The organism is Pseudomonas sp. BGA-UO-ETr-WB11, assembly GCF_059567785.1.
In genome coordinates, this window is sequence record NZ_JCAQOS010000006.1 from 275,459 (window position 1) to 295,385 (window position 19,927).

The 19,927-nt window shown below is 61.6% G+C and carries 14 protein-coding genes; 10 read left to right on the top strand and 4 right to left on the bottom strand.

The window, feature by feature from the left end:
• The first annotated feature begins 55 nt into the window (after nucleotides 1-55).
• The 8 genes from dnaE (at nucleotide 56) to ispD (ending at nucleotide 11,142) form a co-directional block, all read left to right on the top strand.
• Nucleotides 56-3,577: a DNA polymerase III subunit alpha gene (gene dnaE, locus AC56DI_RS10205; RefSeq protein WP_496346044.1), complete on the top strand. Its 3,522-nt coding sequence runs from the start codon at nucleotides 56-58 to the stop codon at nucleotides 3,575-3,577.
• A 150-nt stretch (nucleotides 3,578-3,727) separates the two neighbouring features.
• Nucleotides 3,728-4,678, top strand: a complete 951-nt coding sequence (locus tag AC56DI_RS10210; RefSeq protein ID WP_324518206.1) for an acetyl-CoA carboxylase carboxyltransferase subunit alpha — start codon at nucleotides 3,728-3,730, stop codon at nucleotides 4,676-4,678.
• Between the two features lie 75 nt (nucleotides 4,679-4,753).
• Nucleotides 4,754-6,064, top strand: coding sequence for a tRNA lysidine(34) synthetase TilS (gene tilS / locus AC56DI_RS10215; RefSeq protein WP_496346045.1), 1,311 nt, complete (start codon nucleotides 4,754-4,756; stop codon nucleotides 6,062-6,064).
• 158 nt (nucleotides 6,065-6,222) lie between these two features.
• Entirely contained in the window at nucleotides 6,223-7,854 is a 1,632-nt protein-coding gene (pyrG, locus tag AC56DI_RS10220; RefSeq protein WP_496346046.1) for a CTP synthase, read from the top strand.
• On the top strand, nucleotides 7,851-8,696 hold the full coding sequence (kdsA, locus tag AC56DI_RS10225) for a 3-deoxy-8-phosphooctulonate synthase (RefSeq protein WP_496346047.1): 846 nt from the start codon (nucleotides 7,851-7,853) through the stop codon (nucleotides 8,694-8,696). Before pyrG ends, kdsA begins: the two co-directional genes overlap by 4 nt.
• 118 nt (nucleotides 8,697-8,814) lie before the next feature.
• Nucleotides 8,815-10,104, top strand: a complete 1,290-nt coding sequence (gene eno, locus AC56DI_RS10230; protein ID WP_324518201.1) for a phosphopyruvate hydratase — start codon at nucleotides 8,815-8,817, stop codon at nucleotides 10,102-10,104.
• A 61-nt stretch (nucleotides 10,105-10,165) separates the two neighbouring features.
• Entirely contained in the window at nucleotides 10,166-10,444 is a 279-nt protein-coding gene (gene ftsB / locus AC56DI_RS10235; RefSeq protein ID WP_324518474.1) for a cell division protein FtsB, read from the top strand.
• Nucleotides 10,441-11,142, top strand: a complete 702-nt coding sequence (gene ispD, locus AC56DI_RS10240) for a 2-C-methyl-D-erythritol 4-phosphate cytidylyltransferase (protein ID WP_496346048.1) — start codon at nucleotides 10,441-10,443, stop codon at nucleotides 11,140-11,142. Before ftsB ends, ispD begins: the two co-directional genes overlap by 4 nt.
• 112 nt (nucleotides 11,143-11,254) lie before the next feature.
• Here ispD and adeC read toward each other — a convergent pair whose 3' ends face one another.
• The 3 genes from adeC to AC56DI_RS10255 are packed head-to-tail and all read right to left on the bottom strand — an operon-like array spanning nucleotide 11,255 to nucleotide 16,947.
• Entirely contained in the window at nucleotides 11,255-12,691 is a 1,437-nt protein-coding gene (gene adeC, locus AC56DI_RS10245; RefSeq protein ID WP_496346049.1) for an AdeC/AdeK/OprM family multidrug efflux complex outer membrane factor, read from the bottom strand.
• Nucleotides 12,688-15,822, bottom strand: coding sequence for an efflux RND transporter permease subunit (locus AC56DI_RS10250; RefSeq protein WP_496346050.1), 3,135 nt, complete (start codon nucleotides 15,820-15,822; stop codon nucleotides 12,688-12,690). Before AC56DI_RS10250 ends, adeC begins: the two co-directional genes overlap by 4 nt.
• A 3-nt stretch (nucleotides 15,823-15,825) precedes the next feature.
• Nucleotides 15,826-16,947, bottom strand: coding sequence for an efflux RND transporter periplasmic adaptor subunit (locus AC56DI_RS10255; protein ID WP_496346051.1), 1,122 nt, complete (start codon nucleotides 16,945-16,947; stop codon nucleotides 15,826-15,828).
• Between the two features lie 221 nt (nucleotides 16,948-17,168).
• Between AC56DI_RS10255 and AC56DI_RS10260 the strand changes: the two genes are divergently transcribed.
• The gene (locus AC56DI_RS10260) at nucleotides 17,169-17,801 is read left to right on the top strand and encodes a TetR family transcriptional regulator (RefSeq protein WP_496346052.1); all 633 of its coding nucleotides are present in this window, start codon (nucleotides 17,169-17,171) and stop codon (nucleotides 17,799-17,801) included.
• 16 nt (nucleotides 17,802-17,817) lie between these two features.
• Here AC56DI_RS10260 and AC56DI_RS10265 read toward each other — a convergent pair whose 3' ends face one another.
• Nucleotides 17,818-18,711, bottom strand: coding sequence for a LysR substrate-binding domain-containing protein (locus AC56DI_RS10265; RefSeq protein WP_496346053.1), 894 nt, complete (start codon nucleotides 18,709-18,711; stop codon nucleotides 17,818-17,820).
• Nucleotides 18,712-18,814: 103 nt separating this feature from the next.
• Between AC56DI_RS10265 and AC56DI_RS10270 the strand changes: the two genes are divergently transcribed.
• Nucleotides 18,815-19,927 (top strand): S-(hydroxymethyl)glutathione dehydrogenase/class III alcohol dehydrogenase, encoded by a 1,113-nt coding sequence (locus tag AC56DI_RS10270; RefSeq protein WP_496346054.1) that lies wholly within the window; start codon nucleotides 18,815-18,817, stop codon nucleotides 19,925-19,927.

Here is a 19,927-nt window from a genome sequence, read left to right on the forward strand (position 1 = left end):
GTAAGGCCCGGTACAATCCGGGCCTTGTCGTTTTTGTGCTTTTTATAGGATTCGCATGTCCGCCACCTTCGTTCACCTGCGTTTGCACACCGAGTTTTCCCTGGTTGATGGCCTGGTGCGGGTCAAGCCGCTGATCAAGGCTGCCGCTGCCGCGGGCATGCCAGCAGTGGCCGTGACCGACCAGAGCAACCTGTGCTCGCTAGTGAAGTTCTACAAGGCTGCCATGGGTGGCGGGATCAAACCGATTTGTGGCGCTGACCTGTGGCTGGCGAACAAGGATGAAGACGGTCCGCTTAGTCGTCTGACCCTGCTGGCCATGAACGCCAAGGGCTACCGCAACCTCACCGAGCTGATTTCCCGTGGTTTTATCGAGGGGCAGCGCAACGGTCTGGTGATCATCGAGCGCGAGTGGGTAAAAGAAGCCGCCGAAGGGCTGATTGCTTTGTCTGGGGCTAAAGAGGGCGAAATCGGCCTGAGCCTGCTGGCGGGAAATCCTGACGAAGCCGAAGCCATGCTGCGTGAGTGGCAGGCGGTATTTCCGGATCGCTATTACCTGGAACTGCAGCGCACCAGTCGGGTCAATGACGAAGAGTACCTGCACCTGGCCGTTGAGTTGGCCGGACGCTGCGATGGCCTGCTGGTGGCCACCAACGACGTACGTTTTATCAAGCAGGACGACTTCTACGCCCATGAAACCCGCGTGTGTATCGGTGAAGGTCGGGCCCTGGACGATCCACGGCGAGTGCGCAGCTACAGCGATCAGCAGTACCTGAAAAGCTCGGAGGAGATGTGGGAGTTGTTCAGCGACCTGCCCGAGGCGCTGGAAAACACCGTCGAAATTGCCAAGCGTTGCAATATCGAGGTGCAGTTGGGCAAGAGCTTCCTGCCCAACTTTCCGGTGCCGGACGGCATGACCATGGACGAGTTCTTCCGCAAGATCAGCTTCGATGGTCTGGAAGAGCGTCTGGCCGTGCTATGGCCTAAAGACACCACGGCGAACTACGAGGCCAAGCGCCAGGTTTACGTTGATCGCCTGAACTTCGAGCTGGATATCATCATCCAGATGGGGTTCCCCGGTTACTTCCTGATCGTGATGGACTTTATCCAGTGGGCCAAACGCAACGGTATTCCGGTCGGTCCGGGACGGGGTTCAGGCGCCGGTTCCCTGGTGGCCTACGTGCAGAAGATCACTGACCTTGATCCCCTGCAGTACGACCTGCTGTTCGAGCGCTTCCTGAACCCGGAACGGGTATCGATGCCCGACTTCGATATCGACTTCTGCATGGACGGTCGCGACCGTGTGATCGAGTACGTGGCCCAGACCTACGGCCGCAACGCCGTGAGTCAGATCATCACCTTCGGTACCATGGCCGCCAAGGCCGTGGTGCGCGACGTGGCGCGGGTGCAGGGCAAGTCCTACGGCCTGGCGGATCGCTTGTCGAAGATGATCCCCTTTGAAGTCGGTATGACCCTGGAGAAAGCCTTCGAGCAGGAAGAAATTCTCCGGGACTTTCTCAAGATCGACGAGGAAGCCGCCGAGATCTGGGAGATGGCCCGTAAGCTCGAAGGCGTTACCCGTAACGTCGGCAAACACGCCGGTGGCGTGGTAATCGCGCCGACCAAGCTCACTGACTTCTCGGCCATCTATTGCGATGACGAAGGTGGCGGCCTGGTAACCCAGTTCGACAAGGACGACGTGGAGGCCGCCGGTCTGGTGAAGTTCGACTTCCTCGGCCTGCGCACCCTGACCATCATCGATTGGGCGCTGAAGACCATCAACCGCGACCGCGCCAAGGTCGATGAGCCGCCGCTGAATATCGATTTCATCCCGCTGGATGACAAGCCGACTTACCAGTTGCTGCAAAAAGCCGAGACCACCGCGGTATTCCAGCTGGAATCACGGGGCATGAAGGAGCTGATCAAGAAGCTCAAGCCCGACTGCCTGGAAGACCTGATCGCTCTGGTGGCGCTGTTCCGTCCGGGCCCGCTGCAATCGGGCATGGTGGACGACTTTATCAACCGTAAGCACGGCCGTGCCGAGCTGGCGTACCCGCACCCGGACTACCAGTACGACGGCCTCAAGCCGGTGCTGCTGCCGACTTACGGCATCATCCTGTATCAGGAACAGGTGATGCAGATTGCCCAGGTGATGGCCGGTTACACCCTCGGTGAGGCGGACATGCTGCGCCGCGCCATGGGTAAGAAAAAGCCCGAGGAGATGGCTAAGCAGCGCGGTGGTTTTATCGACGGTTGCGCCAGCAACAACATCGATGCGGACCTGGCGGGCAACATCTTCGACCTGGTGGAAAAGTTCGCCGGTTATGGCTTCAACAAATCCCACTCCGCCGCCTATGGCCTGGTGTCGTATCAGACGGCTTGGCTGAAAGCTCACTATCCGTCGCCATTTATGGCTGCGGTGCTGTCGGCGGATATGCACAACACCGACAAGGTCGTAACCCTGATCGAAGAGTGCCGCAGCATGAAGCTGCGCCTCGATGCGCCGGATGTGAATAACTCCGAGTTCAAGTTCACCGTGAATGACGACGGTCGGATTGTTTACGGCCTGGGTGCGATCAAGGGTGTGGGCGAGGGGCCGGTGGAGGCCATTGTCGAGTCGCGTCAGGACGGGCCGTTCAAGGACTTGTTCGATTTCTGCGCACGGGTCGACCTCAAGCGCATCAACAAGCGCACCACCGATGCCCTGATTCGCAGCGGTGCCCTGGATCGCCTGGGGCCGTATTTCCATGACGAGATCAAGGCCTACCAGGCCAATATCGACCGCAACCGTGCCGTGCTGCTGGCGGCCATGGATGAGGCGATTCAGGCTGCCGAACAAACCAGTCGCAGCCATGCCAGCGGCCATATGGATCTGTTTGGCGGGGTGTTTGCCGATGCCGACGCCGATGTCTACGCCAACCACTTGAAGGCCAAGGAGCTGTCGCTGAAGGAGCGCCTGCGCGGCGAGAAGGAAACCCTGGGGCTGTACCTGACCGGTCACCCGATCGACGAGTACGAGGGCGAGATTCGCCGTTTCGCCCGTCAGCGCATCATCGACCTGAAGCCGGCGCGGGGGGATCAGACGGTTGCCGGCCTGATAGTCAACCTGCGGGTGATGAAGAACAAGAAAGGCGACAAGATGGGCTTTATCACCCTCGATGACCGCTCCGGGCGGATAGAGGCCTCGTTGTTTGCCGAGGCCTTTAATGCCGCCCAGGCCCTGTTGCAGACCGACGCCATGGTGGTGGTGGAAGGCGAGGTGAGTAACGACGACTTCTCTGGCGGCCTGCGCCTGCGCGCCAAGCGGGTGATGAGCCTGCAGGAAGCGCGCACTGGCCTGGCCGAGAGCCTGCGCATCAAGGTCGCCAGTGAGATGCTCAAGGGCGATCGGTTGTCCTGGTTGGCCGAGTTATGTAAGCGTCACCGCGGCGAGTGCCCGGTGACTCTGGATTACACCGGCAGCGAGGCCAAGGCCGTGCTGCAGTTTGGTGATGCCTGGCGTATCGATCCGGCGGATGGCTTGATTCAGGCATTGCGTGACCAGTTCGGGCGCGACAACGTCTTTCTCAACTACCGCTGATGCCGAGGCGCCACTGGGTTGCCGGGCGACAGATCTATCGGTTTGCGCTGTGCGCTTTATTATCGACCTGCTGGCTTCCGATCCTTTAAGGTAAGGGGCTGGCAGATACAGCTCCCCGGCCGCCTGGCCGTCGACGCAAGATGGACATTTATGAACCCGAATTTTCTCGATTTCGAACAGCCAATCGCCGACCTGCAAGCCAAGATCGAAGAGCTGCGCCTGGTCGGTAACGACAATGCGCTGAACATCGGCGACGAAATTGCCCGTCTGCAGGACAAAAGCACGACGCTGACCGAAAGCATTTTCAGCAACCTCAGCAGCTGGCAGATCGCCCGCCTGGCGCGCCATCCGCAGCGGCCTTACACCCTGGATTACATCCAGCACATCTTCACCGAGTTCGACGAACTGCACGGCGATCGGCATTTCTCCGATGATCCGGCAATTGTCGGTGGCATTGCCCGTCTGAACGATGAGCCGGTGATGGTCATCGGTCATCAGAAAGGCCGTGAAGTGCGCGAGAAGGTTCGTCGCAACTTCGGCATGCCGCGTCCTGAGGGCTACCGCAAAGCCTGTCGCTTGATGGAAATGGCGGAGCGCTTCAAGTTGCCGATCCTGACCTTTATCGACACACCGGGCGCCTACCCGGGTATCGACGCTGAAGAGCGTGGGCAGAGCGAGGCGATTGCCTGGAACCTGCGGGTGATGGCGCGTCTGAAGACGCCAATCATCGCCACGGTGATCGGCGAGGGCGGTTCCGGCGGCGCGCTGGCGATTGGTGTGTGCGATCAGCTGAACATGCTGCAGTACTCCACCTATGCGGTGATCTCGCCGGAAGGTTGCGCCTCGATTCTGTGGAAAACCGCCGAGAAAGCCCCGGACGCAGCAGAAGCCATGGGCATTACCGCCGAGCGCCTGAAAGGCCTGGGGATTGTCGATAAGGTCATCGGCGAACCCTTGGGCGGTGCTCACCGTGCGCCGGAAGTAGCAGCCGAATCGATTCGCAAGGAATTGGCCGCGCAGTTGCTGAACTTGCAGAAGCTCGACACCGATGCGTTGCTGGCGCGTCGCTATGAGCGCCTGATGAGCTACGGCATCGCCTGAGTCCGCGACGGACAATCACTGAGCGCCAGTTTCCTTTAAGCTGGCGCCTTGTCCGGCGCTTGCAGCACCTCTCTTATGTCTCTGGAATCCCGCTTACTGACTGCTCTGTCACCCTGGTGCGCCGCGCCGGGGTGGTGCGTGGCGTTTTCCGGTGGCCTGGACTCCACCGTTCTCCTGCATTTATTGGTCTCGCTGTCTCGGCGTATGGCGTTGCCGCCGGTGCGGGCTGTGCATGTCGAGCATGGTTTGCAGGCCGTCGCTGCTGCTTGGCCGGCCCACTGCCAGCAAGTATGTACGGCGCTCGGCGTGCCTTTGCGCGTGCGGGCTGTGCAGGTGGCGCCTGGCGCGAGTCTGGAGCGCGCGGCGCGGGAGGCGCGCTACGCCGTATTGGCCGATGAGCTGGAGGTGGGCGAGTTGCTGCTGACGGCCCAGCATCGCGATGATCAGGCGGAAACCCTGCTATTCCGTTTGCTTCGCGGTTCTGGCGTGCGGGGCTTGGCCGGTATGCCGGCGAGGCGAGCACTGGGGCGTGGGCACTTGCTGCGGCCCTTGCTAACGGCAAACCGTGCCGAGCTGGAAGCCTATGCCGCCGTCCATCAATTGCATTGGGTGGAAGATCCCTCCAATGGCGATGTGCAGTATTCGCGCAATTACCTGCGCCAACAGGTGCTGCCTGTGCTGAAGCAGCGTTGGCCTCAGGCCGCAACGAGCATGGCGCGTACCGCCGAGCATCTGCGCGAGGCACAAGGCTTGTTGGATGACCTGGCGCGCCTCGATCTGGTAAGCCTGAGTGAGCCTTCGCGTTTCGCCTGGTTGACGTTGCCGTCGCTGCCGTTGGCGCCTCTGCTGGCGTTGTCGGTGGCACGGCAGCGTAATCTGTTGCGTTATTGGCTGGCGCCAATGACCGCCTTGCCCGACAGCGATCACTGGGCGGGCTTCGAGTCTTTGCTGGCAGCGGCGAGTGATGCCTTGCCGGTTTGGCGGCTGGCGGACGGTGAGCTGCATCGAGCCGACGGACGGTTGTGGTGGCTGAGCGGAGCCTGGCTGCAGGCGCCCGTGTCAGTGGCGTTGCCACTTACAGGCGGTGAGTTGCAGTTGCCCGGCAATGGCCACCTGCGCCTGCTGGGCACGGCGCCTGCTGAGCCGTTACGCGTGACTTACCGCCAAGGTGGCGAGTGCATGAACATTGCCGGCCGCGGCAGTCGTGACCTCAAACGCTTGCTCAATGAGTCCGGATTGCCCGCCTTTGTTCGTGGCCGCGTGCCGCTGTTGCTGTGTGGCGAGCGGGTGCTGGCGGTGGCCAACTTGCCGGGGCTCGATGGGGCGGCCCAGGGCGACTGGCAGTTGCACTGGCAGCCACCGACGAGTGACCAGGATTTGAGCTGAAAGGCCCTTTCCGGTAGACTACTCTCCCGTCTTATTACCGCTTTTGCAGACTCCCTTGGAATCGGCAAAGGCTTGCTTGTTTCCGGCAGGTTTTTTTAAGCCTGCTTCGCTTTCCCAGGCGGCACTGACCGCTTAAACGCAGACTTCTAGGGTTTTTCATGACGCGCTATATATTCGTCACGGGCGGTGTTGTTTCTTCATTGGGGAAGGGCATCGCCTCGGCTTCATTGGCGGCTATCCTGGAAGCGCGGGGCCTCAAGGTCACCATGCTCAAGCTGGACCCGTACATCAACGTCGATCCGGGCACCATGAGCCCGTTCCAGCACGGTGAGGTGTTCGTCACCCACGACGGCGCTGAGACCGACCTCGATCTGGGCCACTATGAGCGGTTTATCCGCACGACCATGACCCAGAACAACAACTTCACCACCGGCCGTGTTTACGAGCACGTGCTGCGCAAAGAGCGCCGTGGTGATTACCTGGGTGCGACCATTCAGGTCATTCCGCACATCACCGACGAGATCAAGCGCCGCATCATCAAGGGTGCTGGCGACGCTGACGTGGCCATGGTTGAAATCGGCGGCACGGTCGGCGACATCGAGTCGCAACCGTTCCTCGAAGCCATTCGCCAGCTGCGTGTCGAAGTAGGCGCCAAGCGCGCCATGCTGATGCACCTGACGCTGGTGCCGTACATCGCCACCGCCGGCGAAACCAAGACCAAGCCGACCCAGCACTCGGTTAAAGAGCTGCGCTCCATCGGCCTGCAGCCGGACGTACTGATCTGCCGCTCCGATCACCCGATCGACATGTCCTCGCGGCACAAGATTGCGCTGTTCACCAACGTTGAAGAGCGTGCGGTAATCGGTCTGGAAGACGTCGACACCATCTACAAGATTCCAGGCGTGTTGCATGCACAGGGCTTGGACGATTTCGTCGTCGAGCGCTTTGGCCTGCAGTGTGGCCCGGCTGATTTGTCCGAGTGGGACCGCGTCGTCGACGCCAAGCTCAACCCGGAAAAAGAAGTCACTATCGCCATGGTCGGCAAGTACATGGAGCTGCTGGACGCCTACAAGTCGCTGATCGAAGCGATGAGTCATGCCGGCATCCAGAATCGCACCAAGGTCAACTTGCGTTATATCGACTCCGAAGACATCGAGAACCAGGGCACCGGTCTGCTGGAAGGCGTCGACGCCATTCTGGTGCCGGGCGGCTTTGGCCTGCGCGGCGTCGAAGGCAAGATCACCGCGGTTCAATACGCCCGTGAGAACAAGATTCCGTACCTGGGCATCTGCTTGGGTATGCAAGTGGCGGTTATCGAGTTTGCCCGCAATGTGCTGGGCTGGACCGATGCCAACTCCACCGAGTTCGACCAAGACAGCAAGCACCCGGTCGTTGGCTTGATCACCGAGTGGGAAGATGCCGACGGTGGCGTGGAAACCCGCAGCGAGGCCTCCGATCTGGGCGGCACCATGCGTCTGGGTGCCCAGGATTGCCAGCTGGAAAGCGGTTCGCGGGTTCACGATTGCTATGCCAAGGACGTGATCGTTGAGCGCCATCGTCATCGCTACGAAGTGAACAACAAGCTGCTGCCGCAATTGCAGGCTGCCGGCTTGAAAGTGACTGGCCGCTCCGGTGACGGCGCGTTGGTCGAAGTGGTCGAGGCGCCGGATCATCCGTGGTTCGTCGCGTGCCAGTTCCACCCCGAGTTCACCTCCGGTCCACGTGACGGTCACCCGCTGTTCAGTGGTTTCGTCAACGCAGCATTGGCCCAGAAGGCGCGCAAAGCATGAGCCAGAAAACTATTCGTGTAGGCGCTATCGAGATCGCTAACGACAAACCGTTCGTGCTGTTTGGTGGCATTAACGTCATGGAATCGCGCGACCTGGCCATGCGTGCCTGTGAAGAATATGTGCGGGTGACCGACAAGCTCGGCATTCCTTATGTGTTCAAGGCCAGCTTCGACAAGGCCAATCGCTCCTCCGTCAGCTCCTTCCGCGGCCCCGGCCTGGAAGAGGGCATGAAGATTTTCGAAGAAGTGAAGAAGACCTTCGGCGTACCAGTGATCACTGACGTGCATGAGCCTGAGCAGGCGGCGCCAGTGGCGGCCGTGTGCGACATCATCCAGCTGCCGGCGTTCTTGTCGCGTCAGACTGACCTGGTGGTGGCTATGGCCAAGACCGGCGCGGTGATCAACATCAAGAAAGCCCAGTTCCTCGCGCCCCAGGAAATGAAACACATCCTGGCCAAGTGCGAAGAGGCCGGTAACGATCAGTTGATCCTCTGCGAGCGCGGTTCGTCTTTCGGGTACAACAACCTGGTGGTGGACATGCTCGGCTTCGGCATCATGAAGCAGTTCAACTACCCGGTATTTTTTGACGTAACCCACGCCCTGCAAATGCCGGGCGGTCGCGCCGATTCCGCCGGCGGGCGTCGTGGTCAGGTGACTGATCTGGCCAAGGCCGGCATGAGTCAGGGCTTGGCTGGACTGTTTCTTGAGGCGCATCCGGACCCGGACAACGCCAAGTGCGACGGTCCGTGTGCCTTGCGGTTGGACAAGCTTGAGCCGTTTCTCACCCAGCTCAAGCAGTTGGATGACCTGGTGAAGAGTTTTGCGCCGATTGAAACTGCCTGATCGGGCGTTTCTCCGGTAAAGTGCGGCCCCGTTAAAAGTCTCGTTTCGAGTTCAGCTTCGCTGCGCATGCCCCAGAGTCAGCGCAGCGATTTGATCAATTTTTGGAGTGCTTAGAGCAATGGCAAAAATCGTCGACATCAAAGGCCGTGAGGTTCTCGACTCCCGTGGCAATCCTACGGTAGAAGCGGATGTAATCCTCGATAACGGCATCATCGGCAGCGCCTGTGCGCCGTCCGGTGCTTCCACCGGTTCGCGCGAAGCGCTGGAACTGCGTGATGGCGACAAGAGCCGTTACTTGGGCAAGGGCGTATTGAAGGCCGTTGGCAACATCAACGGCCCGATCCGTGACCTGCTGCTGGGCAAAGACCCGGTCGACCAGCAAGGCCTGGACCGCGCGATGATCGCCCTCGACGGTACCGAGAACAAAGCGTCGCTGGGTGCTAACGCCATCCTCGCTGTATCCCTGGCCGCGGCCAAGGCCGCTGCCCAGGCCAAAGGCGTGCCGCTGTACGCGCACATCGCTGACCTGAACGGCACGCCGGGCGTGTACTCGATGCCGGTACCGATGATGAACATCATCAACGGTGGCGAACATGCCGACAACAACGTCGATATCCAGGAATTCATGGTTCAGCCGGTTGGCGCCAAGACTTTCTCCGACGCCATGCGCATGGGCACCGAAATTTTCCATCACCTGAAAGCGGTGTTGAAGGCCCGTGGCCTGAGCACTTCCGTAGGTGACGAAGGTGGTTTTGCACCGAACCTGGCCTCTAACGAAGACGCCCTGGCGGCCATCGCTGAAGCCGTGGCCAATGCTGGCTACAAACTGGGCACTGACGTGACCCTGGCTCTTGACTGCGCCTCCAGCGAGTTCTTCGAAGATGGCAAGTACGACCTGGCCGGTGAAGGCAAGGTGTTCAGCGCCGAAGGTTTTGCCGATTACCTGGCAGGCCTGACCGAGCGTTACCCGATCATCTCCATCGAAGACGGCATGGACGAATCGGACTGGGCCGGTTGGAAAGTACTGACCGACAAGATCGGCGAGAAGATCCAACTGGTCGGTGACGATCTGTTCGTGACCAACACCAAGATCCTCAAACGCGGCATCGACGAGTCGATCGGCAACTCGATCCTGATCAAGTTCAACCAGATCGGTTCCCTGACCGAAACCCTGGAAGCCATCCAAATGGCCAAGGCGGCCGGTTACACCGCAGTGATCTCCCATCGCAGTGGCGAAACCGAAGACAGCACCATCGCTGACCTGGCCGTGGGTACTGCGGCTGGCCAGATCAAGACCGGTTCTCTGTGCCGCTCCGATCGCGTGTCCAAGTACAACCAACTGCTGCGTATCGAAGAGCAATTGGGCGACAAAGCGGTATACCGTGGTCGCGCCGAGTTTCGCGGCTAAGGCCTGAAGTGGTAAAAAAGGCAGCGCAAGCTGCCTTTTTATCATGGATGATTCTCCGATCATGCGCAGTCCTTACTGGTTGTTCGTCGTTCTGATCCTGCTGCTGGCTGGCCTGCAGTATCGCTTGTGGGTGGGCGATGGAAGCCTGGCGCAAGTGACCGATCTGCAACGGCAAATCGCCGAACAGCAGGGCGAAAACGAGCGCCTGCTCGAACGTAACCGTATCCTCGAAGCTGAAGTGCTGGAGCTCAAGCAGGGTATGGAAACAGTCGAGGAGCGTGCCCGCCACGAGCTGGGCATGGTCAAAGAGGGCGAAACCCTCTATCAGCTGGCCGAATGAGCACGCCCGATTTCTGGGTGGTGATCCCGGCGGCCGGGGTTGGCGCGCGCATGCAGGCCGACCGTCCCAAGCAATACCTGGCCCTGGCTGGGCGTTGCCTTCTTGAACATACCCTCGACTGCTTTCTCGATCATCCTGGCCTCAAGGGCTTGGTGGTCAGCTTGGCGGCCGAAGACCCCTACTGGCCGACCCTGGCCTGTTCGCGCGATCCCCGTATCAGCCGCGCCGAAGGTGGCGCCGAGCGTGCCGACTCGGTGTTGCAGGGCTTGTTGCGTCTGATTGAGCTGGGTGCGACGGAACACGATTGGGTGCTGGTGCACGATGCTGCGCGGCCCAATCTGTCTCGCTTCGATCTGGATCGCTTGCTGACTGAATTGGCGGCTGATCCGGTCGGCGGCCTGCTGGCCGTGCCGGTGCGCGACACCCTCAAACGTGCCAGTGCCGATGGCCGGGTGGCGCAAACCGTCGATCGCAGCCAGATCTGGCAAGCCTACACACCGCAGATGTTCCGCTTCGGCGCGTTGCAGCGGGCGCTAGCCGAGGCGCTGGTGGCCGAGGTGGCGATTACCGATGAGGCGTCGGCCATCGAATGGGCGGGGCAAGCGCCACGCCTGATCGAGGGGCGGGCGGACAACCTCAAGGTCACTCGCCCGGAAGATTTGGAGTGGTTGCGCCTGCGCTGGAGCCATAAACACTAAAGGCCCGGTTGTTGCCGCGTAGGATGGGTGGAGCTTGCGATACCCATCGCATGCCGATGGTGAAAACGTCCTGATGGGTATCGCTGCGCTCAATCCATCCTACGAGATCTCTTTAGCCCGCCGGGCCGCTAATTGGCGCGTCCTGCTCCAGCCAGCCGCCACCCAAGGCCTTGTACAGGTTCACTTCGCTACCCAGTTGCGCCAGACGGTCGATGATCAGTGACTGTTGGGCGTTGAACAGGGCGCGCTGGGCGACCAGGAACGTCAGGCTGCTGTCGACGCCGATCAGGTAGCGGCGCTCGGCAAGGCGGTAGTACTCCTGGTTGGCGCTGACCAGATCACGCTGGGCCTGCAGTTGCTGCTGATAGGTCTGGCGGGCAGCCAAGCCGTCGCTGACCTCCTGAAAGGCGCTCTGAATGCTCTGTTGATACTGCGCCACGCGGATGTCTTTCTGGATCTTGCTGTAATCCAGGCTGGCTTGCAGGCTGCCGGCGTTGAAGATCGGCAGGCTGATCTGCGGCTGAAACAGCCAACTACCCGAACCGGCATTAAACAGCCCAGCCAAATCCGGGCTCAGGCTGCCGGCATTCGCAGTCAGGCTGATGCTTGGGAAGAACGCCGCGCGGGCGGCGCCGATATTGGCATTGGCGGCTTTCAGGGCGTGCTCTGCGGCAAGAATGTCTGGGCGCCGTTGCAGTAACTCGGACGGCAAACCGGCGGCCAGTGGGCTGAGCAGTGGGCTATCGAGTGGTTGGCCCGCTGGCAGGTCAGCCGGCAGGCTGCTGCCCAGTAGCAGGGTCAAACCATTGCGGTCTTGGGCTACCTGGCGCTGGTATTGCGCCAGTTTCACCCGTGCGCTTTCCACCGAGGTGCGCGACTGGCTGAGTTCCAGGGCTGAAGCCACCCCCACCTGATTGCTACGCAAGGTCAGCTGATAGCTCTTGTCGAAGGCCTTGAATGTATCTTCGGTCAGGCGCAGCAAGGCCAGGTCGGCCTGCCAGGTCAGGTAGGCGTTGGCCACATCGGCCACCAGGCTGATCTGCGTAGCGCGGCGCGCTTCTTCGCTGCTCAGGTAGGTTTCCAGGGCTTGCTCGCTGAGGCTGCGAACCCGGCCGAACAGGTCCAGTTCGTAAGCGCTGACGCCCAGGGTGGCGGAGTATTGGCTGCTGATCTGTGGGCTGCCGGTGGACGACAGCTCGCCCGGCAAGCGTTGACGACTGCCACTGCCATCGGCGCTCACGGCAGGCAACAATTCGGCGCGCTGGATGCGGTATTGGGCGCGGTAGGCGTCGATGTTCAGCGCCGCCACACGCAGGTCGAGGTTGTTCTGCAGTGCAGTCTGGATCAGCTGTTGCAAGGCCGGGTCGCGGAAAAACTGGCGCCAGCCTTGTTCGCTGGCGGCCTGCTCGGCCGCAGCGTTGGGCCCGTAGGCCGGACCTTGCGGCCACTGTGCGGCAACGCTGGTAGGCGGTTGCTGGTAATCCGGGATCAGTGAGCAGCCACCGAGGGTGAAGGCGGCGAGCGCCAGGGATAGCAGGGACTTATTCATTGGCTGGCCTCCTCATGGCTGTTGCTGGGTTGTTTCTTGCTGAACCATGCAGACACTACGACGAAGAACAGCGGCACCCAGAAGATCGCCAATACGGTAGCGGTGAGCATGCCGCCGATCACCCCGGTGCCGATGGCATGCTGGCTGCCTGAGCCAGCGCCGGTGGCAATCGCCAGGGGCACCACGCCGAGGATAAACGCCAGGGAGGTCATGATGATCGGTCGCAGACGCATGCGGCAGGCCTCGATGGCGGCCTCCTGCAGGCTGCGTCCTTGGCTGTGCAGCTCCTTGGCGAACTCGACGATGAGGATGGCGTTCTTCGCCGCCAGGCCAATGGTGGTGAGCAAGCCGACCTGGAAGTACACGTCGTTGGACAGGCCGCGCAGGCTGGTGGCCAGCAGTGCGCCGACAATCCCCAGGGGCACCACCAGCATCACCGCAATCGGAATCGACCAGCTTTCGTACAGCGCCGCCAGGCAGAGGAACACCATCAGCAGCGACAGCGCATACAGGGCCGGCGCTTGGGAGCCGGACAGACGCTCCTCGTAGGACAGTCCGGTCCAGGCGAAGCCGATGCCTTTGGGCAACTGCCGGGCCAGGCGTTCGACTTCGGCCATGGCCTCGCCCGAGCTGTAGCCCGGCGCTGGGGTGCCGAGGATTTCCATACTTTCCACGCCGTTAAAGCGTGACAGCTTGGGCGCGCCGAAGATCCAGCTGCCGCTGGCAAAGGCCGAGAACGGCACCATCTCGCCGGCACTGTTGCGCACGTACCACTTGTTCAGGTCTTCCGGGCTCATGCGTGAGTTCGGTTGGCCCTGGATATACACCTTCTTGACTCGGCCACGGTCGATAAAGTCGTTGGCATAACTGCCGCCCAGGGCTATCGACAGGGTGTTGTTGATGTCGGCCATGGTCACGCCGAGGGCGCTGGCGCGTTCGTCATCGATGCTCAGCTGATATTGCGGCTCGTCGTTCAGACCGTTGGGGCGCGCGCCCGCGAGGATCTTGCTTTGCGCGGCCATGCCGAGGAACTGGTTGCGTGCCGCCAGCAGTTGCTCATGGCCGACGCCGGCGCGGTCCTGGAGGAACACGTCGAAGCCGCTGGCGTTGCCCAGTTCCAGTACGGCCGGCGGGGCGAAGGCAAACACCATGGCATCGCGAAAGCTGAAGAAGTGCATCTGCGCGCGCTGGGCCAGGTTGAACACGTTGTTCTCCGCCGAGCGCTGGCCCCAGGGCTTGAGCATGATAAAGGCCATGCCCGAACTCTGGCCGCGGCCGGCGAAGTTGAAGCCGGTCACGGTGAACACCGAGCTGACGGTGTCACCTTCGTCTTCCAGCAGGTAGCTGCGCATCTGGTCGACCACCGCTTGGGTGCGTCCGGCGCTGGAGCCTGCTGGGGTCTGCACCTGGGCGAACAATACGCCCTGGTCTTCTTCCGGCAGGAAGGCGGTGGGAATGCGGGTAAACAGCACCACCATGCCGACCACGATCAGCAGGTACGCCAGCAGGTACGGTGCCTTGTGCCGCAGCATGCTCGCCACGCCGCGCTCATAGCGTTGCACGCTGCGGTCGAAGCTGCGGTTGAACCAGCCGAAGAAGCCGCGCTTGGGCGCATGGCCTTCGCCCTTGTGGATCGGCTTGAGCAGGGTCGCGCACAGCGCCGGGGTGAAAATCAGCGCCACCAGCACCGACAGCACCATGGCCGAGACGATGGTGATCGAGAACTGCTTGTAGATCACCCCAGTGGAGCCGCCGAAGAACGCCATCGGCAGCAGCACCGCCGACAGCACCAGGGCGATACCGACCAGGGCGCCCTGGATCTGGCCCATGGATTTTTTCGTGGCTTCCTTGGGTGACAGACCTTCTTCGCTCATCACCCGTTCGACGTTTTCCACCACCACGATGGCGTCGTCCACCAGCAGGCCGATGGCCAGCACCATGCCGAACATGGTCAGGGTGTTGATGCTGAACCCAAACGCCGCCAACACGCCGAAGGTGCCGAGCAATACCACCGGCACGGTCATGGTGGTGATCAGGGTGGCGCGCAGGTTCTGCAGGAACAGGTACATCACCAGGAACACCAGCGCCACGGCTTCGATCAGGGTGTGGATCACCCCGGTGATCGAGGCGCTGACCACGGGCGTGGTGTCGTAGGGGAAGACCACCTGCACGCCGGGCGGGAAGAACGGCTCAAGGTCGCTGATGGTCTGGCGCAGGGCCTTGGCGGTGTCCAGGGCGTTGGCGCCGGTGGCCAGTTTGACCGCCAGGCCGGAGGCCGGCTTACCGTTGAACTGGGCGCTGATGCTGTAGTTTTCGCCGCCCAGGGCCACCTCGGCGACATCCGTCAGGCGCACTTGTGAGCCGTCGGTGTTGACCTTGAGAAGGATCTTCTGGAATTGCTCGGCGTTTTGCAGGCGCGTCTTGCCGATGATGGTGGCGTTCAATTGCTGGCCGGCCACGGCGGGCAGCCCGCCGAGTTGGCCGGACGACACCTGCACGTTCTGCGCGGCGATGGCGCTCTGCACATCCATCGGGGTCAGCTGGAATTTGTTCAGCTTGGCCGGGTCGAGCCAGATGCGCATGGCGTACTGGGCGCCGAACACCTGGAAGTCGCCAACCCCTGGGGTGCGCGAAATCGGGTCCTGCATGTTGGAGACGATGTAGTTGGCCAGGTCATCGCGGCTCATGCTGCCGTCGGCCGACACCAGGCCGATCACCATCAGGAAGTTCTTCACCGCCTTGGTTACACGAATGCCTTGCTGTTGCACCTCTTGCGGCAGCAGCGGGGTGGCCAGGTTGAGCTTGTTCTGCACCTGCACCTGAGCGGTGTCGGGGCTGGTGCCCTGGTTGAAGGTGGCGGTGATGGTCATGCTGCCGTCGGAGTTACTTTCCGAGGTGACATAGCGCAGGTTGTCGATGCCGTTGAGCTGCTGCTCGATCACCTGCACCACGGTGTCCTGCACCGTTTGCGCGGAGGCGCCGGGGTAGCTGACGGCGATGGCGATCGCCGGCGGGGCGATGCTCGGGTATTGGTTGATCGGTAGTTTGAGGATCGATAAGCCGCCCACGAGCATGATCACCAGGGCAATCACCCAGGCAAAAATGGGCCGGTCGATAAAGAATTTCGACATCGGTTATTCCCCTTTACCGGCGGCGGGCGCGAGATTGGCGGCCTCGCTGACCGTCACCGTGACACCCGGCTTGACGTATTGCAGGCCCTCGACAATCAACCGGTCACCGGCCTGCAGGCCGTGATTGATCAGCCAGGTATTGCCTGCGGTGCGTTCGGCTTGCAGCTCGCGCAGTTCCACCTGATCGTTCTGATTGACCACCAGGGCGGTGGGCTGGCCTTTCAGGTTGCGGGTCACGCCTTGTTGCGGGGCCAGAATTGCCTGGGCACTGACGCCGGCCTGCAGTTGTGCATGGACGAACATGCCGGGCAGCAGGTCATGCTTGGGGTTGGGGAATACCGCTCGCAGGGTCACGGAACCGGTGCCGGGGTCGACCGACACTTCGGAGAACTCCAGTTGGCCGGCCTGCGGGTACTCGCTGCCGTCTTCCAGCAGCAGTTTGACCGTGGCGGCGTTATTGCCGGCCTTCTGTAGGCGGCCGCTGGCCAGGTCGTTGCGCAGCTTGAGGATTTCCAGGGACGACTGGGTGACGTCGACGTAGATCGGGTCGAGCTGCTGGATCACCGCCATGGCAGTGCTTTGGCCATTGCTGACCAGGGCGCCTTCGCTGACTGCCGAACGGCCGATGCGCCCGGCAATCGGTGCCAGCACCTTGGTGTAGCGCAGGTTGATGGTGGCCGTTTGCAGCGCGGCCTCGGCTTCCATCTGCTTGGCCCGTGCTTCGTCGAACTCCTGGCGGCTGACCGCCTGTTCATCCACCAGCAATTTGTAGCGCTCGGCCAGCGACTGGCTGGACTGCAGGGTGGCCTGGGTGCTTTTCAGGGTCGCTGCATAGAGTGCTGGGTCGATCTGGTACAGCTGTTGACCGGCTTTTACTTCCCGGCCCTCGGTGAACAGGCGCTTGAGAATGATGCCGTTAACCTGTGGCCGTACTTCGGCGATGCGATAGGCGCTGGTGCGGCCCGGCAGCTCGGAGGTGAGGGCAAATGCCTGGGGCTGCAGGGTGATTACGCCGACCTTGGGCGGCGGCGCTGCGGCGGTGGCCGGCTCCTCTTTGCAGGCGCTAAGCAGGGTGGTCAGGCTGATGGCCAGGAGCAGGGCGGGAACGGCGGGCTTGGATGACATGCAGACCTCGAATCGGCAAAGCGGGGATGCGTTCGTGCAGAAAAAAGCTGAACGAATGACTATGTAGGTAGGATGCTAAGGAATATACTTACATTCATGCTTGTTTGTAAATGCTCTTTGCCGGCACAATCTGTTGCAATGAATGTACTTAAGTGCCGAGATGCTGATCATCTGGGCCAACTGCTGCAACAGAGTGACTGTTGCCGACCGAGGTTGAGTAAATGGTCCGTCGCACCAAAGAAGACGCGCAGAAAACCCGCAGTCAGATACTCGAAGCGGCCGAGCAGGCGTTTCATCAGCGCGGCATGGCGCACACCACCTTGGCCGAGATCGCGGCGATTGCTGGCGTCACCCGCGGCGCCATCTATTGGCATTTCAGCAACAAGGCTGACCTCGTCCAAGCGCTGCTGGATACCCTGCACGAGCCCTTGGACGAGTTGGCCAAGGCCAGTGAAAGCGAAGATGAAGTCGATCCACTGGGCTGTCTGCGCCTGTTGCTGATCAAGTTGTTCGAGCAGTTGGCGCTGGATGCCAAGATCCGCCGGATCAATGAAATCCTCATCCATAAATGCGAGTTCACCGATGCCATGTGCGATCTGCGCCAGCAGCGGCAGAGCGCTTACCTGACCTGCAACGGCCGCATCGAACTGTCCCTGGGCAACGCCGTGCACCGCGGCCAGTTACCGGCCAATTTGAATATCCCGCGGGCGGTGATCAGCCTGCACGGCTATATCGATGGCATCGTCGCTCAGTGGTTGCTGGTGCCGGACAGCTTTGCCCTCGCAGAAGAGGCTGAAGCGCTGGTGGATGCGGCGTTGGACATGCTGCGCCTGAGCCCCGCCCTGCAGCGCTGAGGTGGTTGCTGAGGGTTCAGGCCATGCACGCGGCCAGTCGTTCGCGCAGGCCGCTTTTCAGGTGCTCCACCAGTTGCCGCACCTTCGGCGACAAATGCCGCTGCTGTGGATACAGCGCCCAGACGGCGGTGTTGGGTGGCTGTTGCGCCTCCAGCAGTGCCACCAGGGCGCCGCTGCGCAGGTGCGCTTGCACGTAGTAATCCGGTAACTGACACAGGCCGAAGCCGCGCAGCGCTGCATCCAGCACCGCTTCGCCGCTGTTGCAGCGCCAGTTACCCTGCACCCGCAGCGCCTGTTCACGCCCTTCCTGCTGAAACAGCCACTGATCGCTGCTGCCAATCAGGCAGTTGTGCTGCGGTAATTCCGACAGGCTGTGGGGCCGTCCATAACGTTGCAGGTAGGCCGGCGCGGCGCACAGGTACATGATCCGTGGCGCCAGGCGCGCGGCCACCAGGCGTGAGTCCTGCAGGCGACCGAGGCGAATGGCCAGGTCCAGGCCCTCTTGCAGCAGATCGAGGGGGCGGTTGGTCAACTCGATCTCCAGGCGCAGTTGCGGGTGCTGGGCCATAAAATCGTTGACCAGTGGCACGATAAACCGCTCGCCGTAGGCCACCGCACAGGTCATGCGCAGCAGGCCCTTGGGCTCGCCGGCCAGGTCGCCGATGGCGCGCAAGGCTTCTTCGCGACCGTCCTGCAGGCGCTGGCAATGCTGCAAAAACGTTTGCCCGGCCTCGGTCAGGCTGACCTTGCGGGTGCTGCGATAGAACAGGCGGGTTTGCAGGCGTTCCTCCAGGCGTGCGACCTGGCGGCTGATCTGCGATGACGACAGCCCCAGGCGCTCGGCGGCGGCCGTGAACTGGCCGCATTCGGCGACGGCGACAAACTCGTCCAGGCCTTCCCAGTTGCTCATTGATTATCCCTGCATGGCAATAATGTTTTGCTAATCGGCTGATTATTCCCTAATGCGCGCTGATCTACACTCTGCGCCATCGTTCACTCCGCTGGAGAGCCCCATGATCAAGTCCCGTGCCGCCGTTGCTTTTGCTGCCAACCAACCGCTGCAAATCGTCGAGGTCGACGTGGCGCCGCCCAAGGCGGGTGAAGTGCTGGTGCGTATCGTCGCCACCGGCGTGTGCCATACCGACGCCTACACCTTGTCCGGTGAAGACTCGGAAGGCATCTTCCCGTGCATTCTCGGCCATGAAGGCGGCGGTATCGTTGAGGCGGTGGGCGAGGGCGTGACGTCCCTGGCGGTGGGCGATCACGTGATCCCGCTGTACACGGCCGAATGCCGCGAGTGCAAGTTCTGCAAATCCGGCAAGACCAACCTTTGCCAGGCGATTCGCGGCACCCAGGGCCGCGGCGTGATGCCAGATGGCACCAGTCGTTTTTCCTATCAGGGTCAGCCGATTTATCACTACATGGGCTGCTCGACGTTCTCCGAGTACACCGTCTTGCCGGAAATTTCCCTGGCGAAAATCCCTAAGGAGGCGCCGCTGGAGAAGGTCTGCCTGCTCGGCTGCGGCGTCACCACTGGCATCGGCGCGGTGTTGAACACCGCCAAGGTGGAAGAGGGCGCCACCGTGGCGATCTTTGGTCTGGGTGGCATCGGCCTGGCGGCCATCATCGGCGCGAGCATGGCCAAGGCCAGCCGCATCATCGCCATCGACATCAATCCAGCCAAGTTCGAAATTGCCAAGCAGTTGGGCGCCACCGATTGCATCAACCCCAAGGACTACGCCAAGCCGATCCAGGAGGTCATCGTCGAGTTGACCGATGGCGGTGTGGACTACAGCTTTGAATGTGTCGGCAATGTGCAGCTGATGCGCGCCGCGCTGGAGTGCGCCCACAAGGGCTGGGGCGAGTCGGTGATTATTGGCGTTGCCGGTGCCGGCAAGGAAATCAGCACCCGGCCGTTTCAGTTGGTCACCGGGCGCGTCTGGCGCGGTTCGGCCTTCGGTGGTGTGCGTGGGCGTACCGAGTTGCCAAGCTATGTGGCCAAGGCGCAGAGCGGCGAGATTCCCCTGGATACCTTTATTACCCACAACCTGCCGCTGGACGAGATCAACACCGCCTTCGACCTGATGCATGAAGGTAAGAGCATCCGCACCGTGATCCACTTCTAA